At 72.5% G+C, this 20247-nt stretch carries 15 protein-coding genes and 1 pseudogene; 10 read left to right on the top strand and 6 right to left on the bottom strand.

The window, feature by feature from the left end:
- Positions 1 to 301: 301 nt before the first annotated feature.
- The 4 genes from VE614_RS23875 to VE614_RS23860 all read right to left on the bottom strand — a co-directional run bounded on the left by VE614_RS23875 (position 302) and on the right by VE614_RS23860 (position 4810).
- Positions 302 to 907, bottom strand: coding sequence for an ATP/GTP-binding protein (locus VE614_RS23875; RefSeq protein ID WP_324940788.1), 606 nt, complete (start codon positions 905 to 907; stop codon positions 302 to 304).
- Between the two features lie 73 nt (positions 908 to 980).
- Positions 981 to 1376 (bottom strand): DUF742 domain-containing protein, encoded by a 396-nt coding sequence (locus tag VE614_RS23870; protein WP_324940785.1) that lies wholly within the window; start codon positions 1374 to 1376, stop codon positions 981 to 983.
- Positions 1377 to 1385: 9 nt separating this feature from the next.
- Positions 1386 to 1823: a roadblock/LC7 domain-containing protein gene (locus VE614_RS23865; protein WP_324940782.1), complete on the bottom strand. Its 438-nt coding sequence runs from the start codon at positions 1821 to 1823 to the stop codon at positions 1386 to 1388.
- Positions 1820 to 4810 (bottom strand): nitrate- and nitrite sensing domain-containing protein, encoded by a 2991-nt coding sequence (locus tag VE614_RS23860; protein ID WP_324940779.1) that lies wholly within the window; start codon positions 4808 to 4810, stop codon positions 1820 to 1822. The genes VE614_RS23865 and VE614_RS23860 overlap by 4 nt, the downstream gene beginning before the upstream one ends.
- Positions 4811 to 5248: 438 nt before the next feature.
- Here VE614_RS23860 and VE614_RS23855 point away from each other — a divergent pair, with 438 nt between their 5' ends.
- Positions 5249 to 5731 (top strand): hypothetical protein, encoded by a 483-nt coding sequence (locus VE614_RS23855; protein WP_324940776.1) that lies wholly within the window; start codon positions 5249 to 5251, stop codon positions 5729 to 5731.
- On the opposite strand, the gene VE614_RS23850 is transcribed toward VE614_RS23855, so the two are convergent.
- Positions 5720 to 7087, bottom strand: a complete 1368-nt coding sequence (locus tag VE614_RS23850; protein WP_324940773.1) for an FAD-dependent oxidoreductase — start codon at positions 7085 to 7087, stop codon at positions 5720 to 5722. The two genes, VE614_RS23855 and VE614_RS23850, sit on opposite strands and share 12 nt — an antisense overlap.
- Before the next feature lie 157 nt (positions 7088 to 7244).
- Positions 7245 to 7568, bottom strand: coding sequence for a bifunctional 3-phenylpropionate/cinnamic acid dioxygenase ferredoxin subunit (locus VE614_RS23845; RefSeq protein WP_324940770.1), 324 nt, complete (start codon positions 7566 to 7568; stop codon positions 7245 to 7247).
- 307 nt (positions 7569 to 7875) lie between these two features.
- Here VE614_RS23845 and VE614_RS23840 point away from each other — a divergent pair, with 307 nt between their 5' ends.
- The 9 genes and pseudogenes from VE614_RS23840 to VE614_RS23800 all read left to right on the top strand — a co-directional run bounded on the left by VE614_RS23840 (position 7876) and on the right by VE614_RS23800 (position 20233).
- Positions 7876 to 8706: an IclR family transcriptional regulator gene (locus tag VE614_RS23840; protein WP_324940767.1), complete on the top strand. Its 831-nt coding sequence runs from the start codon at positions 7876 to 7878 to the stop codon at positions 8704 to 8706.
- A 303-nt stretch (positions 8707 to 9009) separates the two neighbouring features.
- A complete protein-coding gene (locus tag VE614_RS23835) occupies positions 9010 to 10095 on the top strand; it encodes an S-(hydroxymethyl)mycothiol dehydrogenase (protein WP_324940764.1) in 1086 nt (361 codons plus the stop codon).
- A pseudogene (locus VE614_RS23830) lies at positions 10092 to 10734 on the top strand (MBL fold metallo-hydrolase). Before VE614_RS23835 ends, VE614_RS23830 begins: the two are co-directional and overlap by 4 nt.
- 106 nt (positions 10735 to 10840) lie before the next feature.
- Positions 10841 to 13303, top strand: a complete 2463-nt coding sequence (locus VE614_RS23825; protein ID WP_324940761.1) for a GcvT family protein — start codon at positions 10841 to 10843, stop codon at positions 13301 to 13303.
- A 9-nt stretch (positions 13304 to 13312) separates the two neighbouring features.
- Positions 13313 to 14467, top strand: coding sequence for an N-methyl-L-tryptophan oxidase (gene solA, locus VE614_RS23820; protein WP_324940758.1), 1155 nt, complete (start codon positions 13313 to 13315; stop codon positions 14465 to 14467).
- Positions 14468 to 14481: 14 nt separating this feature from the next.
- Complete coding sequence (locus tag VE614_RS23815) at positions 14482 to 15612, top strand: aromatic ring-hydroxylating dioxygenase subunit alpha (RefSeq protein WP_324940755.1); 1131 nt, start codon at positions 14482 to 14484, stop codon at positions 15610 to 15612.
- Complete coding sequence (locus tag VE614_RS23810) at positions 15605 to 17074, top strand: aldehyde dehydrogenase family protein (protein ID WP_324940751.1); 1470 nt, start codon at positions 15605 to 15607, stop codon at positions 17072 to 17074. Before VE614_RS23815 ends, VE614_RS23810 begins: the two co-directional genes overlap by 8 nt.
- Positions 17075 to 17112: 38 nt before the next feature.
- Positions 17113 to 18666, top strand: a complete 1554-nt coding sequence (locus VE614_RS23805; RefSeq protein WP_324940748.1) for an APC family permease — start codon at positions 17113 to 17115, stop codon at positions 18664 to 18666.
- 16 nt (positions 18667 to 18682) lie between these two features.
- Positions 18683 to 20233, top strand: a complete 1551-nt coding sequence (locus tag VE614_RS23800; protein WP_324940745.1) for a GMC family oxidoreductase — start codon at positions 18683 to 18685, stop codon at positions 20231 to 20233.
- Positions 20234 to 20247: the final 14 nt, after the last annotated feature.

The raw sequence follows: 20247 nt of genomic DNA, 5'->3' as shown, positions 1-20247 counted from the left end.
TTGGCGCCGGGCGCCGGGCTCCGGGTACTTGGCTCCGGGCACTTGGCTGGGGGCAGCTGTGCGGGCGCGTACGCGCGCGTGGCCGGGAACCGTTGCCGTCGCCGACCTTGACGGCTCTTGGGCGCCGGTGAACACTTCCTGTTCTCCGGGACCACAACTGGCGCAAGGCCGGGGAGAAGAGCTTCGACTGGGCCGAGAACGGCGACGGGGCTAGTTTCGTACGCACGGGGTATCCGAACAGGCCTGCGGCCCGTACCCCAGTCGGCGGGGGTACGGGCCGTACCGTGCCCAGGGCTCCGCGTCAGGTCGTGACGGCCCGGCGGCGCTCCGCGGCGTGGGCCATCGCATGCCGGACGACGCCGATCAGGACCTCCTTGACCGACTCGCGGTCGCGCGCGTCGCACAGCACCAGGGGCACGTGGTCGTCCAGGTCGAGCGCCCTGCGGACGTCCTCGGCCGGGTAACGGGCGGCGCCCTCGAAGCAGTTGACGCCGACGACGAAGGGGATGGAACGCCGCTCGAAGTAGTCGACGGCGGCGAAGCAGTCCTCCAGGCGGCGGGTGTCGGCGAGGACGACGGCGCCGAGCGCGCCCTCGGACAGCTCGTCCCACATGAACCAGAACCGCTCCTGGCCGGGCGTGCCGAAGAGGTACAGCACCAGGTCCTCGCGGAGGGTGATGCGGCCGAAGTCCATCGCCACGGTGGTGGTGTGCTTGCCCTCCACACCGCTGATGTCGTCGACCGGACGGCCCGCCTCGGTGAGCAGTTCCTCGGTGCGCAGCGGTCTGATCTCGCTGACCGCGCCGACGAGGGTGGTCTTGCCCACGCCGAAGCCGCCGGCCACGAGGATCTTGAGCGTGACGGGCTCGACCGGGGGCTTGCCACGCTGGGAACGCCCGAAGATCATCGGTCTCTGCTCCTGCTGGATGAAGGTCGGTGGGCGGTGGGGGGTAGCCTCCGCGCGGCGGTGACCGGGCCGCTCACAGCGCTCGGAGGCCGTTGATCACGTCGCGCAGAATGCTCTCGTCCGGCAGTTCGGCCGGGGGGACCGGACGGGTCACATGGACGAGTTCGGCGTCCACGAGGTCGCCGATGAGGACCCGGACGACGCCGATGGGCAGGTCGAGTTCGGCGGCGAGTTCGGCGACCGACTGCGGGGCGTCCCGGCACAGTCCGACGATGTCCACGTGCTCCGGGGAGAGCGCCGGGTCCCGTTCCGGGTCGCCCGCGTGGGGCTCTGTGACGACCACCGCGATCAGGTCGAGACGGTGCTGGGCCGCATGGCTGGTGCGGCCGCGCGTCATGGCGTAGGGGCGGACGACCGGTCCGGCCTCGTCGTCGAACCAGTGGCTTCTTGCCTGACCGTCTGCGCTCATGTCATCCCACTACCCGCCTGCGGGCAGATCGGTGCGCGGAGCGGTGGCCAGATGCGGGCCGACCCGCTTGACGAGGAGCGTCATCTCGTAGGCGACCTGGCCGATGTCCGAGTCGGCGTCCGAGAGCACGGCGAGGCAGCTGCCGTCGCCGGCGGCGGTGACGAACAGGAAGGCCTCGTCCAGCTCCACCACCGTCTGGCGGACGCCGCCCGCCTCGAAGTGACGGCCGACGCCCTTGGCGAGGCTGTGGAACCCGGACGCCACGGCGGCCAGGTGCTCGCCGTCCTCGCGGCTCAGGTCCTTGGAGACCCCCGTGGCCAGCCCGTCGCCGGACAGGACGACGGCCTTGCGGATGCTTGCGACGCGGTCCACCAAATCGTCGAGCAGCCAGTTCAGCTCGCCGGTCCGGCCGGTGGTGGCGTGGTCGGTCGCCTTCGGTGCGGTCATCGACCGTCCCCCTTAGTCGTTCCGTGTGGTGCTGTGCCGCTGTGGGCGTCGTCGCCCGCGGCGTTCTCCTCGCGGCCGCGCCGCCAGCCCCGCTGGAGCGAGGCCATACGGCTGCGGACCTCGTCGGCGTCCCGCTCGGCGGGCGCCGCCCGGTTGTCGGTACGGCGTGCCGGTTCCTGCCTCAGCTGCGGCGCGAGGCTGGCCTGGCGTACCCGGCGGGGCAGGGCGTCGGAGCCGGTGTCTGTGTCTCGGGCCGGGGCTGGGGTGCCGGTGCCTGCGCCTCCTGCCAGGGCTGGGGTGCCGGTCCCTGTACGAGCGCCCGTGCCGCCCGCCGATGCCGGCGTGCCCGCGCCGGTGCGGGTGCCTCCGGCCGAGGGTGCGTCCAGGTCGTTCCGGCGGCCGCCCGGGGAGGCCGTGGTGTCCGCGTCGTCGTGGAGGTGCGCGCCGCCGTCGCGGTCTTCGCGGCGGGCCGGGAGGGAGGGGAGATCGACGCGGTCCCGCGAGTCGGAACGGTCGTCCCGGTGGCCCGGTGAGGTGGCGCGGCCCAGCGGGGAGCTGCCTCGGCGGCGGGTCGGGAGGGGGGCCGTACGGTCCGGGTCCGGGCGGCGCGGGCCGGGGCCGGCCGCGGGCTCGTCGTCCGGGTCCAGGCGGCGGGGGCGCTGGTCGGTGACCGGGCGCCCGTGCGAGCTGACCAGCTTGGGCGTGCGGCGGCGGGGCAGGGGGACGGGCGCGTCCAGGTGGTCGTCCTCGTCGGTGCCGTCGCCCGCGGGAACGCCGCGGGTGCGGGAGGAGGGGGTGTGATGCCGCCCTCCGGTGCCCCCCGGCGGCTCCTCGTCCGCGGAGACGAGGGAGCGGCGCGGGCGGAAGAGGCCGCCGCGTTCGCTCTGGTCGCTGTCGAGGACGCCGGGGAAGTCCTCGATCACGTCGAGGTCGACCGGGGCCTCCAGTTCCACCGGTCCGTCGAGCAGCGAGGCGGGCAGGCCGGGCAGCTTGACCGGCGCCGGGGACAGCGCGTTCCGGCGCCCCGCCTCGGCGTCGGCATCCTTGGCGGGCCGGGGCCGGTCGAGGCGGAAGCCGATGCCGTTGGTGTCCGGGACGTCGTCGGTCAGCAGTGTGTCGGGGATGAGGACGACGGCGGTGGTGCCACCGTAGGGAGAGGGCTGGAGCGAGACGCGGACGTTCTGCCGCTGGGCGAGCCGGCTGACCACGAACAGGCCGAGCCGGTCGGTGTCGGAGAGTTCGAACTCCGGTGTCTCGGCGAGCCGGAGGTTGGCGTCGAGGAGCGCCTCGGCCGCCATGCCGAGGCCCCGGTCGTGGATCTCCAGAGTGAAGCCGTTGGCGACCCGTTCGCCCACCACCTGGACGGCGGTGTGCGGCGGGGAGAACACGGTGGCGTTCTCCAGGAGTTCGGCCACGAGGTGGGTGAGGTCGGCGACGGCCGGACCGGTGACGGCGATCCTCGGCAGTCGGCGGACCTCGATGCGCTCGTAGTCCTCGACCTCGGCGACGGCGGCGCGCACGACGTCCATGAGCTGGACCGGTTTGCGCCACTGCCGGGACGGGGCCGCGCCCGAGAGGATCACCAGGCCCTCGGCGTGCCGGCGCATCCGCGTGGTGAGGTGGTCGAGGCGGAACAGGTCGGCCAGTTCCTCGGTGTCCTCGGTCCTGCGCTCCATGGTGTCGAGCAGGGTCAGCTGCTTGTGCAGCAGGACCTGGCTGCGGCGGGCGAGGTTCACGAACACCTCGGAGACTCCCGCGCGCAGTTCGGCCTGCTTGACGGCGGCCTCGACAGCGGCCCGCTGGAGGGTGTTGAGGGCCTGGCCGACCTCGCCGATCTCGTTCTTGTCGTACTCCAGGCGCGGCACCTCGGTCTCCACGTCGACCTGCTCGCCCGCGGACAGCCGCCGCATCACGCTGGGCAGCCGCACCCCGGACGCCTCGTGGGCCTCCAGGCGCAGCTGGCGCAGATCGCGGATGAGGCCGCGGCCGATGCGTACGGAGACGAAGAGGGAGACCAGCAGGGCGATCAGGCCGAGGGCGCAGGCGACGACCGACTTGACGATGACGGCGGTGGCGATCGGGCGGACCCGTTCCTGATAGCGGTCGGCCGCTTCGTCGTCGAGGGTGCCGAGCCTGTCGAGGACGTTCCCGGCGGCGGTGTCCCAGCTCTGGGCGGTGACGCCGGCGGGGGTGCCGGACCGGTCGTCGACGGCGGCCTCCTCGGCCACTCGCAGGGGGGCGGTCTCGGCGTTCTTCCAGAAGCGCTCGTACCGGTCCCGTTCCGCCGTCGGCAGCAGCGACCGGTTGACGTCGTACAGCAGTGTGCGCTGGGCGATCAGGTCGGAGATGCGGCGGACCTCGTCGCGGGAGAGCCGGCCGACGACCAGGGCGGAGCCGAGCAGGGCGTCCTCGCGGGAGAGGAGTTCGCGGGCTCGGGAGAGATTGACGAGGGCGCGGTACTGGGTGTCCATCTCCACGTTGTCGACGACGTGGAGGTTGGCCAGCAGGGAATAGCACGGATCGATCAGCCGGTTGTACAGGGTGAAGGCCTGGGCGCGGTCGACGGTGCCGTCGCCGACGCTGCCGCGCAGCGCGTCGATGCCGTCGAAGGCGTCCAGTACGGCCGTCAGCCGCTCGGTGCCGGCCTGTCCCAGGGCGTCGCGCACGTCGGAGTCCCGGGCGTTCCCGCGGATCTCGGCGACGGCCGCGTCGGTGGCGGCCTGGCTGCGCTTGAGGGCGGCGAGGCCGTTGGAGGCGCGGGGATCGGCGAGATGGACGAGGGTCTGGCGGCGTTCCTGCTGGAGGACGCGGACGGTGTCCTCGGTGGGGTAGCCGATCTCCTCGACGAGGGACGACGCACTGAACAGCCGGCCTGCCTCACGGCCCGTGAGTACCGTCGCGAAGGCCCAGATCGCGGTCAGGGACACCAACGGCACGAGAAGCAGCGCCACGATCTTCCGGCGGATGGACTTCCCGCGAAAGCGCATGGCCTCCCCCAGCTCGACCCCCACCGGCAGGGGGCACACATGTGCGTCAACAAACGGCGCGAGCCTACTACCGACATACAGCGAACTCGAAGACCGTTCCGGAAGCCGAACTTCCGTACCGGAGGCCGAACATGGGGAGTTGTCCCGTCATTGCGGGAGATTGCCTCCCCGATTCGGGCGGCGGGCAAGCGACCGGAAGCGGCGGGTGTGACCGGACGATTGGCCGGATTTTTTCGTTCGCGGAACTTCGCGGAAACCTCGGGGAATCTTCGCGGAGAGTCGTTCGTCCTTCATGACAGGGAATGGGGGGCGGAATCGGCCACAGGAGCCGCATCCCGCACCCGGGCGGCGTAAAACAGCGCAAGCCGGGCAGCCACTGGGGAGTCGGGTCTTCGGACCGGGGCGAGCGGTCTGCTGGCGGTGGGGAGTGACACGGTGATGGGCACGGTGGAGCGGAGCGAGACGGTCGTGGCGGGCGCGGAGGGGGTCCTCACGTCCGGCGACCCGGGCGGCGGTCGGGAGCGGCCGCGGTACCGGCCGTTGTGGGTCGAGGAGCCGGCGAAACGGCGCAGGCTGCCCGACCCGGTCCGCACGGCGGCCGTGCGTGCGGTGCTCATCATCTCGGTGACGCTGATACAGGCGATGGTGGCGTTCCTGAGCACTCTGGCCGGATCCTGGCTGGCGTTCCCCATGGTGCTCAGCAGCGTGGCCAGCACCGTGGTCGCCACCTGGGCCGTGCTCGACGTGTGGGTGACGCGCCAGGTGTGGAACCAGCGCAACGGTGTCGTGTCGACGCCGAGCAGCACGGCCCGCGCGCTGCGTCGCGAGCGGCGCCGGGTGAGCCGGCAGGCCCGGGCCGCCGAGCGGGCGCAGGGGCGCATACGCCGGCCCGGCGGCGCCGAGCAGTTGTCACATCCGTGAGGGCGCCTTCCAGGCCTCCTCGGGGCCGGGCTCGCGACTCGGCTCGGGGGCGAGGTCGAGGTCACGGCCGAGGTCACGACTCAGCTCACGCCGGGCCCGCAGGAAGGCCCGGGGGCGGTCGACGGCGAGCACGGCGGTGGTACGGCCCTCTCGTTCGTAGACCGCGAGGAAGCCGGGGGACGTTGACACCGGCGTCGACGCCGACGTTGACTTTGCCGTAGCCGTAGCCGTAGCCGTCGACGCCGAAGGCGCCTGGCCCGGTCCGGGAGCGGGCCCGGCCACGCCGGTGAGGTCCCCGGGCGCCGGGTCCGCCTCCACGAGACCGGCCGGGTCTCCCTCGACGATCCGCACGGCGTCTCCCTCCCGCCGCCGCCCGGCGAACTGGATGCGCGCCCCGTACTGGTCGGACCAGAAGTAGGGCACGGACCGCACGGTCCCGGCCGTGTGTCCGGCGAGCAGGTTGGCGACGGCGACGCGGGGCTGTTCCGTCGCGGAGGTCCAGTGTTCCGCGCGGGTGCCGCCCACCCGGGCGACATCGCCGACGGCCACCACCTGCGGCAAGGAGGTGACACAGCCGTCGTCGCACAGGACGCCGTCGTGCAGGGCGAGCGTGGAGCCCGCCAGCCAGGTGGTGTTGGGGGTGGCGCCGATACCGACGACGACCACATCGGCGGGGAGGACGCGGCCGTCGGACAGGTCCACGCCGGTCACGGCGACCGTGCCCCGCAGACCGGCCACACCGACGCCGGTCACCAGCTCCACTCCCCCGCGCCGGTGCAGTGCGGCGCACACGGCGGCCAGCTCGGCGCCGAGCTGGGGCAGCAGGGGCAGCGGCGCGGCTTCGACGACGGTGACGCCGTGCCCGAGGGCGGCGCACGCGGAGGCGGTCTCGGCACCGATGAAACCGGCGCCGACGACGACCACCCGACGCGGGCCGTGAGTGAGGTCCTCGCGCAGCCCACGGGCGTCGTCGAGGGTGCGCAGGGTGTGGACGCCGGACAAACCGTCTCGGGGCAGTCGGCGGGCCGAGGCGCCGGTGGCGATGACGACACCGTCGGTGGAGACGGTGCGGCCGTCGTCGAGCAGGACGGTGCGGCCCCGGGCGTCGAGCGCGCGGGCGCGGACGCCGAGCAGCCACTCGGCGTCCAGTTCGGCGCGGTCCCCGGCGTCCAGGAGGGAGAGGGCACTCTCGTCGGCGCGGCCGGTGAGGAAGTCCTTTGACAGGGGCGGCCGATCGTAGGGCGCGTGGGGCTCGTCGCCGACGATCACCAATCGGCCGTCGAAGCCCTGGGCGCGCAGCTCGCGCGCCGCGTAGAGGCCGGAGAGGGAGGCTCCGACCACGGTCACGGTCCTCATGGGGCGGGGCTCCTCCGAGGGAGGGAGGGGGTGGTGGGCGCGTGAGAGGCGGGCGCCGAGGCTGCCGGTGCCCGCACGACGGAGACGGTGGCGACAGCGGACGGCGGAGCCGGCGGGACCGGGCAGCGGAGACGAGCCGTCGCCCATGTCACCGCGTTCATGCGGCGGTGCCCTCCTCCGCGGCGAGGTGGAGGTGGATCACGCCGTCCTCGACGGTGACGCGGTGGGTGCGGACCGGGCGGCGGGCCGGGAGGCAGGCCGGCTGTCCGGTGCGCAGGTCGAAGGAGGCGGCGTGCAGCGGGCATTCGACCAGGCAGCCCTCGAGCCAGCCGTCGGAGAGGGAGGCGTCCTGGTGGGTGCAGGTGTCGTCGATGGCGTACAGCACGCCGTCGTCGGCGTGGAAGACGGCGACGGGCGGTGTCGTCTCGACGCGGACGGACTCGCCCTCGGGGAGGTCTTCGAGGCGGCAGACGGGTATCACGGGCCCCCCTCTCGGTCCGGCACGCGGGTCCGGACCTTTTCGGTCCAGGCAGTCTGGGAGTGTTATGGGGCGGGCGTCGTGCGGGAGTGGACCGTCGGCGGACCGTGGGTGGTCCGTCCGGCGGCGGTTCGCGCGGTCGGCCCGGTGTGGCGTCCTCTTCCGAGATCCGGACGCTTCGGTAACATGTGTTTCGCATGGCGCATTTCCTAGCGCTATGCGCAACAGAATCCGGGCGGGGCGACCGTCGCGTCAAGGGTTTCCCGCAGATGCGGCCCAAACCGGGCCGTCAGGTGGTGAGAGTTGAGCTATGGCCCGCACGCAGAAGCAGTCCGACCACGCTGAGGACAGAGCCGGGAGCACGGCGAAGCAGGGCGGCAGGGGAGCCGCCAGCGCCGTGCAGTCGGTGGACCGCGCCGTGAGCGTCCTGGAGATCCTCGCCCGGATCGGCGAGGCGGGCGTCACCGAGATCGCCGACGAGCTGGACGTGCACAAGTCCACCGCCTTCCGGCTGCTCGGCGTCCTGGAGAACCGCGGCCTGGTGGCCCAGGCGAAGGACCGCGGCAAGTACTACCTGGGGGCCGGTGTCCTGCGCCTGGCGGGAGCGGCGGCCGTGCGGCTGGACATCTCGCAGGAGGGTGTCCCGGTCTGCCGGGAACTCGCCGACGAGCTGGGCGAGACGGTGAACATCGCAGTCCTGGACGACGACGCGGCCGTCAACATCATGCAGGCCCGCGGCACCGCGTCCGTGACCGCGCAGAACTGGCTCGGCCGGCGCACCCCGCTGCACGCCACCTCCAGCGGCAAGGTGCTGCTCGCGCACATGTCGCCCACCCTGCGCGAAGGCCTGCTGGCCCGCCCGCTGCCCCGCTTCACGGAGCGCACCATCACGGGTGCGTCCATGTTGCGCGGCGAGCTGGAGGCCGTGGTGGAGCAGGGTTACGGGGTCACCATCGAGGAGCTGGAGCTGGGGCTCGCCGCCGTGGCCGCGCCGATCCGGGCGCACGACGGCAAGGTGATCGCCGCGATCAGCGTCTCGGGGCCGGTGTACCGGCTGAATCCCGACCGGCTGCCGGAGCTGGCCAAGCGCACGGTGGCGGCGGGCGCCGAGCTGTCGCGCCGTATGGGCTACGGCTTCTGACGCAGGGAAACACCCCGGAACAACCCCCGCGCGGCCCGGTACGCCATCGGCAGGACCCGGCCCACCCGGCCCTCCGCACCACTCGCCCGCTCAGCGGCCTCCCTCCCCCTTCCCCTCCCCCACCCGCGGCGCGGGACCGGGACACCCCTGGTCCCGCGCTTCTTCGTGTCCGTGAGGTTTCCGGCCTCGCGCTCCTTTTGCCGGGCGTTAACCCGCGCCCCTTGACGGCCCCGTGATGGCGTTCTCAATATGTTCCCCATCGCGCAACCCATCGTGCAGTGCGCAACAGCAGAGGAGCTTGTCGTGCCCCACGAGGTCCGTGGCGTAGTCGCTGTGAAAAAGGGCGCACCCGTCGAGGTGCAGACGATCGTGGTACCCGATCCGGGCCCCGGAGAGGTCCTGGTGACCGTGCAGGCCTGCGGGGTCTGCCACACGGATCTGCACTACCGGGACGGCGCGATCACCGACGACTTCCCCTTCCTGCTGGGGCATGAGGCGGCCGGCACGATCGAGGCGGTCGGCGCGGGCGTCACCGATCTCGTCCCCGGCGACTACGTGGTGCTGGCCTGGCGGGCGCCCTGCGGCAGTTGCCGCTCCTGTCGCCGCGGCCGCCCCTGGTACTGCTTCGAGTCCCGCAACGCCGCCCAGCCGATGACCCTCACGGACGGCACCCCGCTCAGCAACGCCCTGGGTATCGGTGCCTTCGCCGAGAAGACGCTGGTCGCGGCCGGTCAGGCGGTGAAGGTCGACCCGGCGGCCCGCCCCGAGGCGGCGGGGCTGATCGGCTGCGGGGTGATGGCCGGTTACGGCGCCGCGGTGAACACCGGCAAGGTCGGCCGCGGCGACTCGGTCGCCGTGATCGGCTGCGGCGGCGTCGGCAACGCGGCCATCGCCGGTGCCTGCCTCAACGGCGCCATGAAGGTGATCGCCGTGGACATCGACGACAGAAAGCTCGACCAGGCCGAGAAGTTCGGTGCGACCCACACCGTCAACTCCCGGGGGACCGACCCGATCGAGGCGGTCCGCGCGCTCACCGACGGCCACGGCGTGGACATCGCGATCGACGCGGTCGGCCGCCCGGAGACGTTCGAGCAGGCCTTCTACATGCGGGACCACGCGGGCCTGCTGGTCCAGGTCGGCGTCCCCTCCCCCGGGATGAGGATCGAGCTTCCGCTGATCGACGTGTTCTCGCGGGGCGGCGCCATCAAGTCGTCCTGGTACGGCGACTGCCTGCCGAGCCGGGACTTCCCGTTCCTCATCGACCAGTACCTGTACGGGCTGCTGGATCTGAACGCCTTCGTCAGCGAGACCATCGCCCTCGGCCAGGTGGAGGAGGCGTTCGCCAAGATGCAACGGGGCGAGGTGCTGCGCTCGGTGGTGGTGCTGTGAGGGCCGCGCCCGGGGCGAGCACCGCGCCCGGGGTGCGTGTCGAGCGCGTCGTCACCCGGGGCACCTTCACCCTCGACGGCGAGACCTTCGACGTCGGCAACAACGTCTGGCTCGTCGGGAACGACCAGGAGGTACTGGTCGTCGACGCCGCCCATGACGCCCGTACGATCCACGAGGCGGTGGCGGGACGCCGGGTCACCGCGATCGTGTGCACCCACGCGCACGACGACCACATCGACGCGGCGCCCGCCCTCTCCGCCCTGACCGGCGCCCCGGTGCTGCTCCACCCCGGCGACCACGAGCTGTGGTCCTACAACCCACCCCGCCCGCAAGCCGGACGGCGAGCTGACCGACGGGCGGGTCCTCACGGTCGCCGGGACCGCGCTGCGCGTGCTGCACACCCCGGGCCACACCTGGGGCAGCTGCTCGTTCCACGCGCCGTCCCTGACCGCCGTGTTCACCGGCGACACGCTCTTCCACGGCGGCCCGGGCGCCACCGGCCGCTCCTTCTCGGACCGCCCCACCATCGAGGCCTCCCTGCGCACGCGGCTGTTCACACTGCCCGGTGACACGGCCGTCCACACCGGGCACGGCCGGGACACGACGATCGCCGCCGAGCGGTCCGCCGTCCCCCGGTAGCGCCACCATCCACCGTCCACCGGTAGCGCCGCCCTCCCCGTCCCCGTGGCGCCGGCCGTCCCCGGCAAACGTCCCGCGCGTTCCCCCCGTCCCGGCAAGGAGGGGCATGTCCCGCACCCCATCGAGCAGCAGCAACGCAAACCCCCGCGTGGTCGTCATCGGCGCCGGCATCGTCGGCTGCTCCCTCGCCGACGAGCTGACCGCCCGCGGCTGGACGGACGTCACCGTCCTCGACCAGGGCCCCCTGCCCGCCCCCGGCGGCTCCACCTCGCACGCGCCGGGCCTCGTCTTCCAGACCAGCCCGTCGAGGACGCTCACGCGGTTCGCGCGGTACACGGTCGAGAAGTTCGGCTCCCTGGAGGCCGACGGCGTCCCCTGTTTCCAGCCGGTCGGCGGTCTGGAGCTCGCCACCACCCAGGAGCGCCTCGCCGAACTGCACCGACGCGCCGGTTACGCCGCCTCCTGGGGCGTCCGCGGCGAGGTCGTCGGCGCCGCCCGCTGCAAGGAGCTGTGGCCGCTGATCGACGAGTCGGTCGTCCTCGGCGGCTTCCACACCCCCGACGACGGCCTGGCCCGCGCCCTGCTCGCGTGCCGCGCCCAGCTGGAGCGGGCCGTCGCCCGAGGTGCCCGCTTCCTGGACCGGCACACGGTCACCGGCATCGAGAAGGAGGGCGGCCGTGTCACCGCCGTGGTCACCGACCGCGGCACCTTCCCCGCCGACCACGTCGTCTCGGCGGCCGGTTTCTGGGGCCCGGTCATCGGACGGCTGGCCGGAGTCGACGTACCGCTGCAACCGCTCGCCCACCAGTACGCGAAGACCGAGCCGCTGGCGGAGCTGAGCGGCCGCCGGCGGGAGGCGTCCCGCCCCATCCTCCGCTTCCAGGACCGCGACCTGTACTTCCGGGAACACACCGACCGCATCGGCATCGGCTCGTACGCGCACCGGCCGCTGCCCGTCGACCCGTTCGCGGTCCCCTCCTACGACGAGGCGCGCGCCCGCACCATGGACATGCCGTCGTCCTACCCCTTCACCCCCGAGGACTGGGCTCCCAGCTGGGAGGAGTGCCGACGGCTGCTCCCCGCCCTGCGCGCGACCGAGATCGACACCGGCTTCAACGGCGTCTTCTCCTTCACCCCCGACGGCATGCCGGTCCTCGGCGAGTCGCGCGCCCTGCGCGGCTTCTGGCTGGCGGAGGCGGTCTGGGTCACCCACTCCGCCGGGGTCGCCAAGGCCGTCGCCGAGTGGATGGTCAACGGCCGGCCGTCACTCGATGTGCACGAGTGCGACCTGACGCGGTTCGAGGAGGCGCAGCGCTCACCGGCGTACATCCGGGAGCGCGGATCACAGCAGTTCGCCGAGGTGTACGACGTCATCCATCCCCTCCAGCCCCTCGCGCACCCCCGCCCCCTCCGTGTCAGCCCCTTCCACGCCCGGCAGGAGCAGCTCGGCGCCTCCTTCCTGGAGGGCGGCGGCTGGGAGCGCCCGCACTGGTACGAGGCCAATGCCGCCCTCGCCGACGGGCTGGACCTGCCCGCCCGCGACGCCTGGTCGGCCCGCCACTGGTCGCCCATCGCCGCCGCCGAGGCCAGGGCGACCCGCGAGAACGTCGCCCTCTACGACATGACCCCGCTGCGCCGTCTGGAGGTCACCGGGCCGGGAGCCCTCGACTTCCTGGACCGCATGACCACCAACAACCTCCGCAAGAAGCCCGGGGCGGTGACCTACACGCTCCTCCTCGACCACACCGGCGGCATCCGCTCCGACCTCACCGTCGCCCGGCTCGCACCCGACCGCTTCCAGGTCGGCGCCAACTCCCCCGCCGACCTCGACTGGCTCCTGCGCCACGCCCCCGACGACGTCCACATCGCCGACATCACCTCCGGCACCTGCTGCGTCGGAGTCTGGGGGCCGCTGGCCCGCGACCTCGTCCAGCCGCTCACCCAGGACGACTTCTCGCACGAGGCGTTCGGCTACTTCCGGGCGAAGCGGACGTACCTCGGGCACGTCCCGGTCACGGCGATGCGGCTGAGCTACGTCGGCGAACTCGGCTGGGAGCTGTACACCACCGCCGATCTGGGCCTGCGGCTGTGGGACACCCTGTGGGAGGCGGGCCGGCACCTCGGCGTGATCGCCGCGGGCCGCTCGGCGTTCAACTCGCTGCGGCTGGAGAAGGGGTACCGCGCGTGGGGCGTCGACATGACCGACGAGCACGACCCCTACGAGGCGGGGCTCGGTTTCGCCGTCCGCCCGGACAAGGACTTCGTCGGCCGTGACGCGCTCCGCTCACGCGCCCCCGGGGACCTCGCCCGCCGCCTCACCCCGCTCCTCCTCGACGACCCCGCCGCCGTCGTCCTCGGCAAGGAGCCGGTCCTCGTCGACGGCACCCCCTCCGGCTACGTGACCAGCGCGTCGTACGGCTACACCCTGGGCCGCTGCGTCGCGTACGCCTGGCTGCCGACGCTTGCGAGCGGCACGGCCGTCCACATCGAGTACGCCGGCGAGAAGGTGCCCGCCACGGTCGCCGACGAGCCCCTCTTCGACCCGAAGATGACCCGCATCCGCCGCTAGGAGGCCCCCGTGTCCCCCACCTACGACGTGATCGTCATCGGTCTCGGCGGAATGGGCAGTGCCGCCGCCCACCACCTGTCCGCGCGCGGCGTCCGCGTGCTGGGCCTGGAGAAGTTCGGTCCGGTGCACAACCGGGGCTCCAGCCACGGCGGTTCGCGGATCACCCGGCAGTCCTACTTCGAGGACCCGGCGTACGTGCCGCTGCTGCTGCGCGCGTACGAGCTGTACGAGGAACTGGAGCGCGCCACCGGCCGGGAGATCGCGGTCCTCGACGGCGGCGTGATGATCGGCCCGCCCGGCTCCCGCACGGTGTCCGGCTCCCTGCGTTCCGCCCGGCAGTGGGATCTGCCGCACGAGATCCTGGACGCCAAGGAGATCCGCCGCCGCTTCCCCACCCTGAACCCGCGCGATGACGAGGTGGCGCTGTACGAGGCCAGGGCCGGGCTGCTGCGCCCCGAGAACACCGTCGCCGCGCATCTCCAGCTCGCCGGCCGGCAGGGCGCCGAGCTGCACTTCGACGAACCGATGACCCGCTGGGAGCCGTACCGGGACGGCGTGCGCGTGCACACCGCCGAGAACACGTACACCGCCGCCCGGCTGGTGATCTGCCCGGGCGCCTGGGCGCCGCGGCTGCTCACCGGCCTCGGGGTGCCGTTCACGATCGAGCGGCAGGTCATGTACTGGTTCCAGCCCCGCCACGGCGTCGAACCGTTTCTCCCGGGGCGCCACCCCGTCTACATCTGGGAGGACGCGGCCGGTGTCCAGGTCTACGGGTTCCCCGCCATCGACGGCCCCGCCCGCGGCGCCAAGGTCGCCTTCTTCCGCAAGGGGCAGGCCACCACCCCCGACACGATCGACCGAACGGTCCACGAGGGCGAGATCCGGGCCATGGCGGACCATATGGCGCGCTGCATCCCCGATCTGCCCGGCACCTTCCTCAAGGCCGCCACCTGTATGTACTCCAACACCCCGGACGAGCACTTCGTCATCGCCCGGCACCCTGCCCATCCCGACTCGGTGACCGTGGCCTGCGGTTTCTCGGGGCACGGCTTCAAGTTCGTGCCCGTGGTCGGGGAGATCCTCGCCGACCTGGCCCTGACCGGTACCACCAGGCACCCCATCGGTCTGTTCGACCCCGCCCGCCTCGCCGCCGCGCCCGCCTGACGAGGAGTACGCACGTGACGACGACCCCCCTCCCACCGAGCCTGATCGCCACCCTCCCCGGCCACTACTACACCGATCCGGAGATCTTCCGGCAGGAGCAGGAACGCGTCTTCGAGTCGATGTGGTTCTGCGCCGTCCGCTCCGCCGACCTCGCGAGGCCCGGCGCCTTCCGGACCGTGCGGGTCGGCCGGGAGAGCGTCCTGATCACCCGTACCCGCACCGGCGCGCTGCGCGCCTACCTCAACATCTGCCGGCACCGCGGCGCCCGTCTCTGCCTGGAGGAGTCCGGCGAGGTCCGGCGCAGCATCCAGTGCCCCTACCACGCGTGGACGTACGACCTCGACGGGAAGCTGATCGCCGCGCCCAACCTGGTCAAGATGCCGGACGTCGACCGGGTCGCGTACGGGCTGGTCACCGTCGCCCTGCGCGAATGGCTCGGTTACGCCTGGGTGTGCCTGGCGGACGAACCGCCCTCGTTCGAGGACACGGTGGTGCACGCCGCCGTCGAACGCCTCGGCGACGCGGCGGCCATCGAGCACTACGGCACCGAGCGCCTCGCGCTCGGCAAGCGGATCACGTACGACGTGCGGGCGAACTGGAAGCTGATCGTCGAGAACTTCATGGAGTGCTACCACTGCGCGACGATCCACCCCGAACTCACCGAGGTGCTGCCGGAGTTCGCCGACGGCTACGCCGCCCAGTACTACGTGGGCCACGGCGCCGAGTTCGGCGAGGACGTCAAGGGCTTCACGGTCGACGGCAGCGAGGGCTTCGGCAGGCTGCCGGACGTCTCGGCGGACCAGGACCGCCGCTACTACGCGATCACCGTGAAGCCGACGGTGTTCGTCAACCTGGTGCCGGACCACGTCATCCTGCACCGCATGTTCCCGCTCGCCGAGGACCGCACGGTCGTCGAGTGCGACTGGCTGTACGCGCCGGAGGTGGTGGAGTCGGGGGCGGACGTGTCGAAGTCGGTGGAGCTGTTCCACCGGGTGAACGCGCAGGACTTCGAGGCGTGCGAGCGCACCCAGCCCGCCATGGCGTCCCGGGCGTACCGCCGTGGCGGGGTGCTGGTGCCCACCGAGCACCACATCGCCCTCTTCCACGAGTGGCTGCTCGGCACACTGGGAGGCGGCCATGCCTGATCTGTTCATCGACGGGGAATGGCGCGCCGCGCTCGGCGGCGGGACCCGGGAGATCCGCTGTCCCGCCGACGGCTCGCTCGTCGGGGTGGTGGACGAGGCGGGCGGCAAGGACACCGCGGAGGCGATCGGTGCCGCCCGGCGCGCCTTCGACACCGGCCCGTGGCCGCGTGCGTCCGCGCGGGAGCGCGCCGAGCTGCTGCTGCACGTCGCGGATCTGCTGCTGCGGGACAAGGCCGCGCTGGCCCGCGCCGAGTCGCTGGACACCGGCAAACGGTTCGTCGAGAGCGAGTACGACATCGAGGACGTGGCCGCCTGCTTCCGCTATTTCGGGCACCTGGTCGCGTCCGAGCCGGCGGGCCGGATCACCGACACCGGCCGGGACGACGTGGACAGCCGGGTGGTGTACGAGCCGGTCGGCGTCTGCGCGCTCATCACTCCCTGGAACTATCCGCTGCTCCAGACCGCCTGGAAGGTCGCCCCGGCGCTCGCCGCCGGCAACACCTTCGTCCTCAAGCCGAGCGAGCTCACCCCGCACACGGCGGTCCACCTGACGCGGCTGCTGGCCGAGGCCGGGCTGCCGCCGGGTGCCGGGAACCTGGTCCTCGGCGCCGGTCCGGAGGCGGGCGCCCCGCTCGCCGACCACCCCGACGTGGACCTGCTGTCCTTCACCGGCGGGCTGCACACGGGCCGTCGCCTGATGGCCGCCGCGGCGGGCACGGTGAAGAAGGTCGCCCTCGAACTCGGCGGGAAGAACCCCAACATCGTCTTCGCGGACGCCGACTTCGACACGGCCGTCGACATGGCGCTGACCGCCGTGTTCCTGCACTCCGGGCAGGTCTGCTCGGCGGGCGCCCGGCTGCTGGTCGAGGACCGGCTGCACGACCGGTTCGTGGACGAGGTCGTCCGCCGGGCCGGGCGGATCCGGCTGGGCGGGCCGTTCGACGAGCGGGCGCAGACCGGGCCGCTGATCTCCGCCGCGCACCGGGCGAAGGTGGAGGCCTACGTCGCCCGGGGGCTGGCCGAGGGCGCGGTGCTGCGCTGCGGCGGCGCCCGCCCCTCGGGGCCGGGCCTGGACGAGGGCTTCTACTACCTGCCGACCGTGCTGGACGCGTGCACGTCCGGGATGTCCGTGGTGCGGGAGGAGTCCTTCGGGCCGGTGCTCACCGTGGAGCGGTTCACCGGCGAGGACGAGGCGGTGCGGCTGGCCGGCGACACGGTCTACGGTCTCGCGGGCGCCGTCTGGACGAGCGACGAGGCCCGGGCGGCGCGGGTCGCGGCGCGGCTGCGGCTCGGCACGGTGTGGATCAACGACTACCACCCGTACGTCCCGCAGGCCGAGTGGGGCGGGTTCAAGCAGTCCGGCTCCGGCCGTGAACTGGGCCCCGCCGGACTCGCCGAGTACCGCGAGCCCAAGCACATCTGGCGCAACACCGCCCCCGCGCCGCAGGGCTGGTTCGACTAGCCCGTCTCCCGCCCGGCCCTCCCCCGAGGAGTCCGTTCATGATCCCATCGTCCCCCTCGCACGAGGACGACGCCGAACTCGCCGAGTTCGGCTACCGTCCCGAACTCAAACGCACCCTCGGCACCTTCCACACCTTCGCCGCCGGGATCAGTTACATCTCCATCCTGACCGGCACGTTCCAGCTGTTCTACTTCGGCTACGGCAGTGGCGGCCCCGCCTACTGGTGGTCGTGGCCCATGGTCTTCGCGGGTCAGTTCGCGGTCGCCCTGTGCTTCGCGGAGCTGGCCGCCCGGTACCCGGTGGCGGGCTCGGTCTACAACTGGGCGAAGAAGCTGGGCAATCCGCATCTGGGCTGGCTGGCGGGCTGGATGATGCTGATCGCGTCGATCGTGTCGATCGCGGCGGTCGCGCTGGCGTACCAGCTGACACTGCCGCAGATCTCGGAGGACTTCCAGTTCGTGGGCGACGGCACCGGCACCTACGACGTGGCGGCCAACGCGGTCGTGCTGGCCGCGGTGCTGATCCTGTTCACCACACTGGTGAACGCGTTCGGCGTCCGGCTGATGGCGACGATCAACACGGCGGGTGTGTTCATCGAGCTGGTCGCCACCGTCGTCCTGATCGCGCTGCTCGCCGTGAACGTCGTCCGCGGCCCGCAGGTCGTGACGGAGACCGCGGGCACGGGCGCCGGCCACTCCGCCGGCTACCTGGGCGCGTTCCTCGTCGCCTCGCTGGCGTCGGCGTACGTCATGTACGGCTTCGACACGGCCGCCTCACTCGGCGAGGAGTCCCTGGACCCGTCCCGCAACGCGCCCCGCGCGATCATCCGGGCGATCGTCGCCTCCTTCGTCCTGGGCGGTGCGGTGCTGCTGCTGGCGCTGATGAGCGTGTCCGGTCTGCGCGGCGACAAGCTGTCCACGGACGGACTGCAGTACGTCGTGCTGGACGTGCTCGGCCCGACGGCCGGCAAGGCGATGCTGTGGTGCGTGCTGATCGCGGTGACGGTGTGCGCGCTGGCCGTGCACACGGCGGCGATCCGGCTGGCGTTCGCGATGGCCCGCGACAACAACCTGCCCGCGTCCGGACTGCTGGCCCGGGTCAGCCCGCGGTTCCGGACGCCCGTGCTGCCGGCCGTGCTCATCGGGGTGCTGGCGCTGGCGATCCTCGTCGTCAACATCCGCCAGCCGCAGATCTTCACCGTCGTCACCAGCATCGGCATCATCATGATCTACCTCGCCTACCTGGGCGTGACCGCGCCGATGCTGGTCGCCCGGCTGCGCGGCACGTGGCGGCCGGCCGAGGGGAAGTTCTCGATGGGCCGCTGGGGCCTGCCCGTCAACCTGCTGGCCGTGGTGTGGGGCGCGGCCATGACGGTCAACCTGATCTGGCCGCGCGCCTCGGTCTACAACGCGACCGCCCCGTACCACTGGTATCTGCGCTGGGGCGCCGTGCTCTTCGTCGCGGTCATCGCGGGCGGCGGGTTCGCCTACTACTGGCTCGTCCAGCGGCACCGCACCGGCGTCCGCGCCGAGCACCGCCTGGCCACCGCCCCCGAACCCACCGCGTCCCTGGCCGCCCCGGCGGCCGACTGAAGGAGGTCGACCACCCATGGACAGCGAGGAATTCGACTACGTCGTGGTGGGAGGCGGCACCGCGGGCAACGTGGTGGCGGCCCGGCTCTCGGAGGACCCGGCGGTCACGGTGTGCGTGCTGGAGGCGGGACCGAGCGACGTCGGCGACGACGACGTGCTGCGGCTGGAGCGCTGGATGGGGCTGCTGGACTCCGGCTACGACTGGGACTACCCCGTCGAGCCGCAGCACAGCGGGAACAGCTTCCTGCGGCACGCCCGCGCGAAGGTGCTCGGCGGCTGCTCCTCGCACAACTCGTGCATCGCGTTCTGGGCCCCGGCCGAGGACCTGGACGACTGGGCGGCCGCCGGCTGTACGGGCTGGAGCGCGGCCGACCTGTTCCCCCTCTACCGGCGGCTGGAGAACAACGACGCCCCCGGCGACCATCACGGCCGCGGCGGCCCGGTGAAGCTGCGCACCCTGAAGGGCGACGACCCGTGCGGCACCGCCTTGCTCAAGGCCTGCGCCCAGGCGGGCATCCCCACCGTGCCCTTCAACACCGGCCGGACGGTGATCCGGGGCGCCAACTGGTTCCAGGTCAACTCCGACGAGAACAACATCCGCCAGTCGTCGTCGGTGGCGTATCTGCACCCGGTCATGGGCAAGCGGCCCAACCTGGAGATACGGACCGGGGTGCGGGCCAGGAAGCTGGTGCTGGAGGGCCGGCGGTGCGCCGGAGCCGAGTATCTCGACCCGGACCTGATCCACACCCGGACCGTACGGGCCAGGCGCGAGGTGATCGTGTCCTGCGGCGCGATCGACTCGCCCAAGCTGCTCATGCTGTCCGGCATCGGACCGGCCGCCCATCTGCGGGAGGTGGGCGTCGAGGTGGTCGTCGACTCGGCGGGCGTCGGCGAGAACCTCCAGGACCACCCGGAGGGCGTGATCATGTGGGAAGCGAAGCAGCCCATGCCCACGACGTCCAGCCAGTGGTGGGAGGCGGGCGTCTTCTACGACACCGGGCCGGGCCTGGACCGGCCGGACCTGATGTTCCACTACGGGTCGGTGCCGTTCGACCTGAACACCGCGCGACACGGCTATCCCACCTCGGAGAACGCGTTCTGCCTCACCCCCAACGTGACGCGCGCCAAGTCACGGGGCACGGTGCGGCTGCGGACCCGCGACTACCGGGACAAGCCGAAGGTCGACCCGCGGTACTTCACCCACGAGCACGACGTACGGGTGATGACGTACGGGCTGCGGCTCGCGCGGAAGATCGCCGGGCAGCCCGCGCTGAGCGGCTGGGCGGGCGCGGAGCTGGCCCCCGGGCCGGACGTCCGCACCGACGACGAGCTGCTGGACTACATCCACCGGACCCACAACACCGTCTACCACCCGTCCTGCACGGTGAAGATGGGCGCCGACGACGACCCCTCGGCCCCGCTCGACGCGCGGCTGCGGGTCAAGGGGGTCGAGGGTCTGCGGGTCGCGGACGGCTCGGTCATGCCGGATCTCGTCACCGTCAATCCGTGCATCACGACGATGATGATCGGGGAGAAGTGCGCGGATCTCCTGAAGGCCGACGCCTGAGGAGTACGTGGTGG

Source organism: Streptomyces sp. (genome assembly GCF_035645055.1).
GTDB lineage: Bacteria > Actinomycetota > Actinomycetes > Streptomycetales > Streptomycetaceae > Streptomyces.
Note: the sequence above shows the minus strand (reverse complement) of the source record. Positions and strands in the feature narration are given on the sequence as shown.

What these genes read in the sequence shown, in the direction of transcription:
- VE614_RS23810 (WP_324940751.1), top strand. Translation starts at nt 15,605, where the DNA reads ATGCCTGATCTGTTCATCGACGGGGAATGGCGCGCCGCGCTCGGCGGC.
- VE614_RS23855 (WP_324940776.1), top strand. Translation starts at nt 5,249, where the DNA reads ATGGGCACGGTGGAGCGGAGCGAGACGGTCGTGGCGGGCGCGGAGGGG.
- VE614_RS23860 (WP_324940779.1), bottom strand. Translation starts at nt 4,810, where the DNA reads ATGCGCTTTCGCGGGAAGTCCATCCGCCGGAAGATCGTGGCGCTGCTT.
- VE614_RS23825 (WP_324940761.1), top strand. Translation starts at nt 10,841, where the DNA reads ATGTCCCGCACCCCATCGAGCAGCAGCAACGCAAACCCCCGCGTGGTC.
- VE614_RS23805 (WP_324940748.1), top strand. Translation starts at nt 17,113, where the DNA reads ATGATCCCATCGTCCCCCTCGCACGAGGACGACGCCGAACTCGCCGAG.
- VE614_RS23875 (WP_324940788.1), bottom strand. Translation starts at nt 907, where the DNA reads ATGATCTTCGGGCGTTCCCAGCGTGGCAAGCCCCCGGTCGAGCCCGTC.
- VE614_RS23840 (WP_324940767.1), top strand. Translation starts at nt 7,876, where the DNA reads ATGGCCCGCACGCAGAAGCAGTCCGACCACGCTGAGGACAGAGCCGGG.
- VE614_RS23850 (WP_324940773.1), bottom strand. Translation starts at nt 7,087, where the DNA reads ATGAGGACCGTGACCGTGGTCGGAGCCTCCCTCTCCGGCCTCTACGCG.
- VE614_RS23865 (WP_324940782.1), bottom strand. Translation starts at nt 1,823, where the DNA reads ATGACCGCACCGAAGGCGACCGACCACGCCACCACCGGCCGGACCGGC.
- VE614_RS23800 (WP_324940745.1), top strand. Translation starts at nt 18,683, where the DNA reads ATGGACAGCGAGGAATTCGACTACGTCGTGGTGGGAGGCGGCACCGCG.
- VE614_RS23870 (WP_324940785.1), bottom strand. Translation starts at nt 1,376, where the DNA reads ATGAGCGCAGACGGTCAGGCAAGAAGCCACTGGTTCGACGACGAGGCC.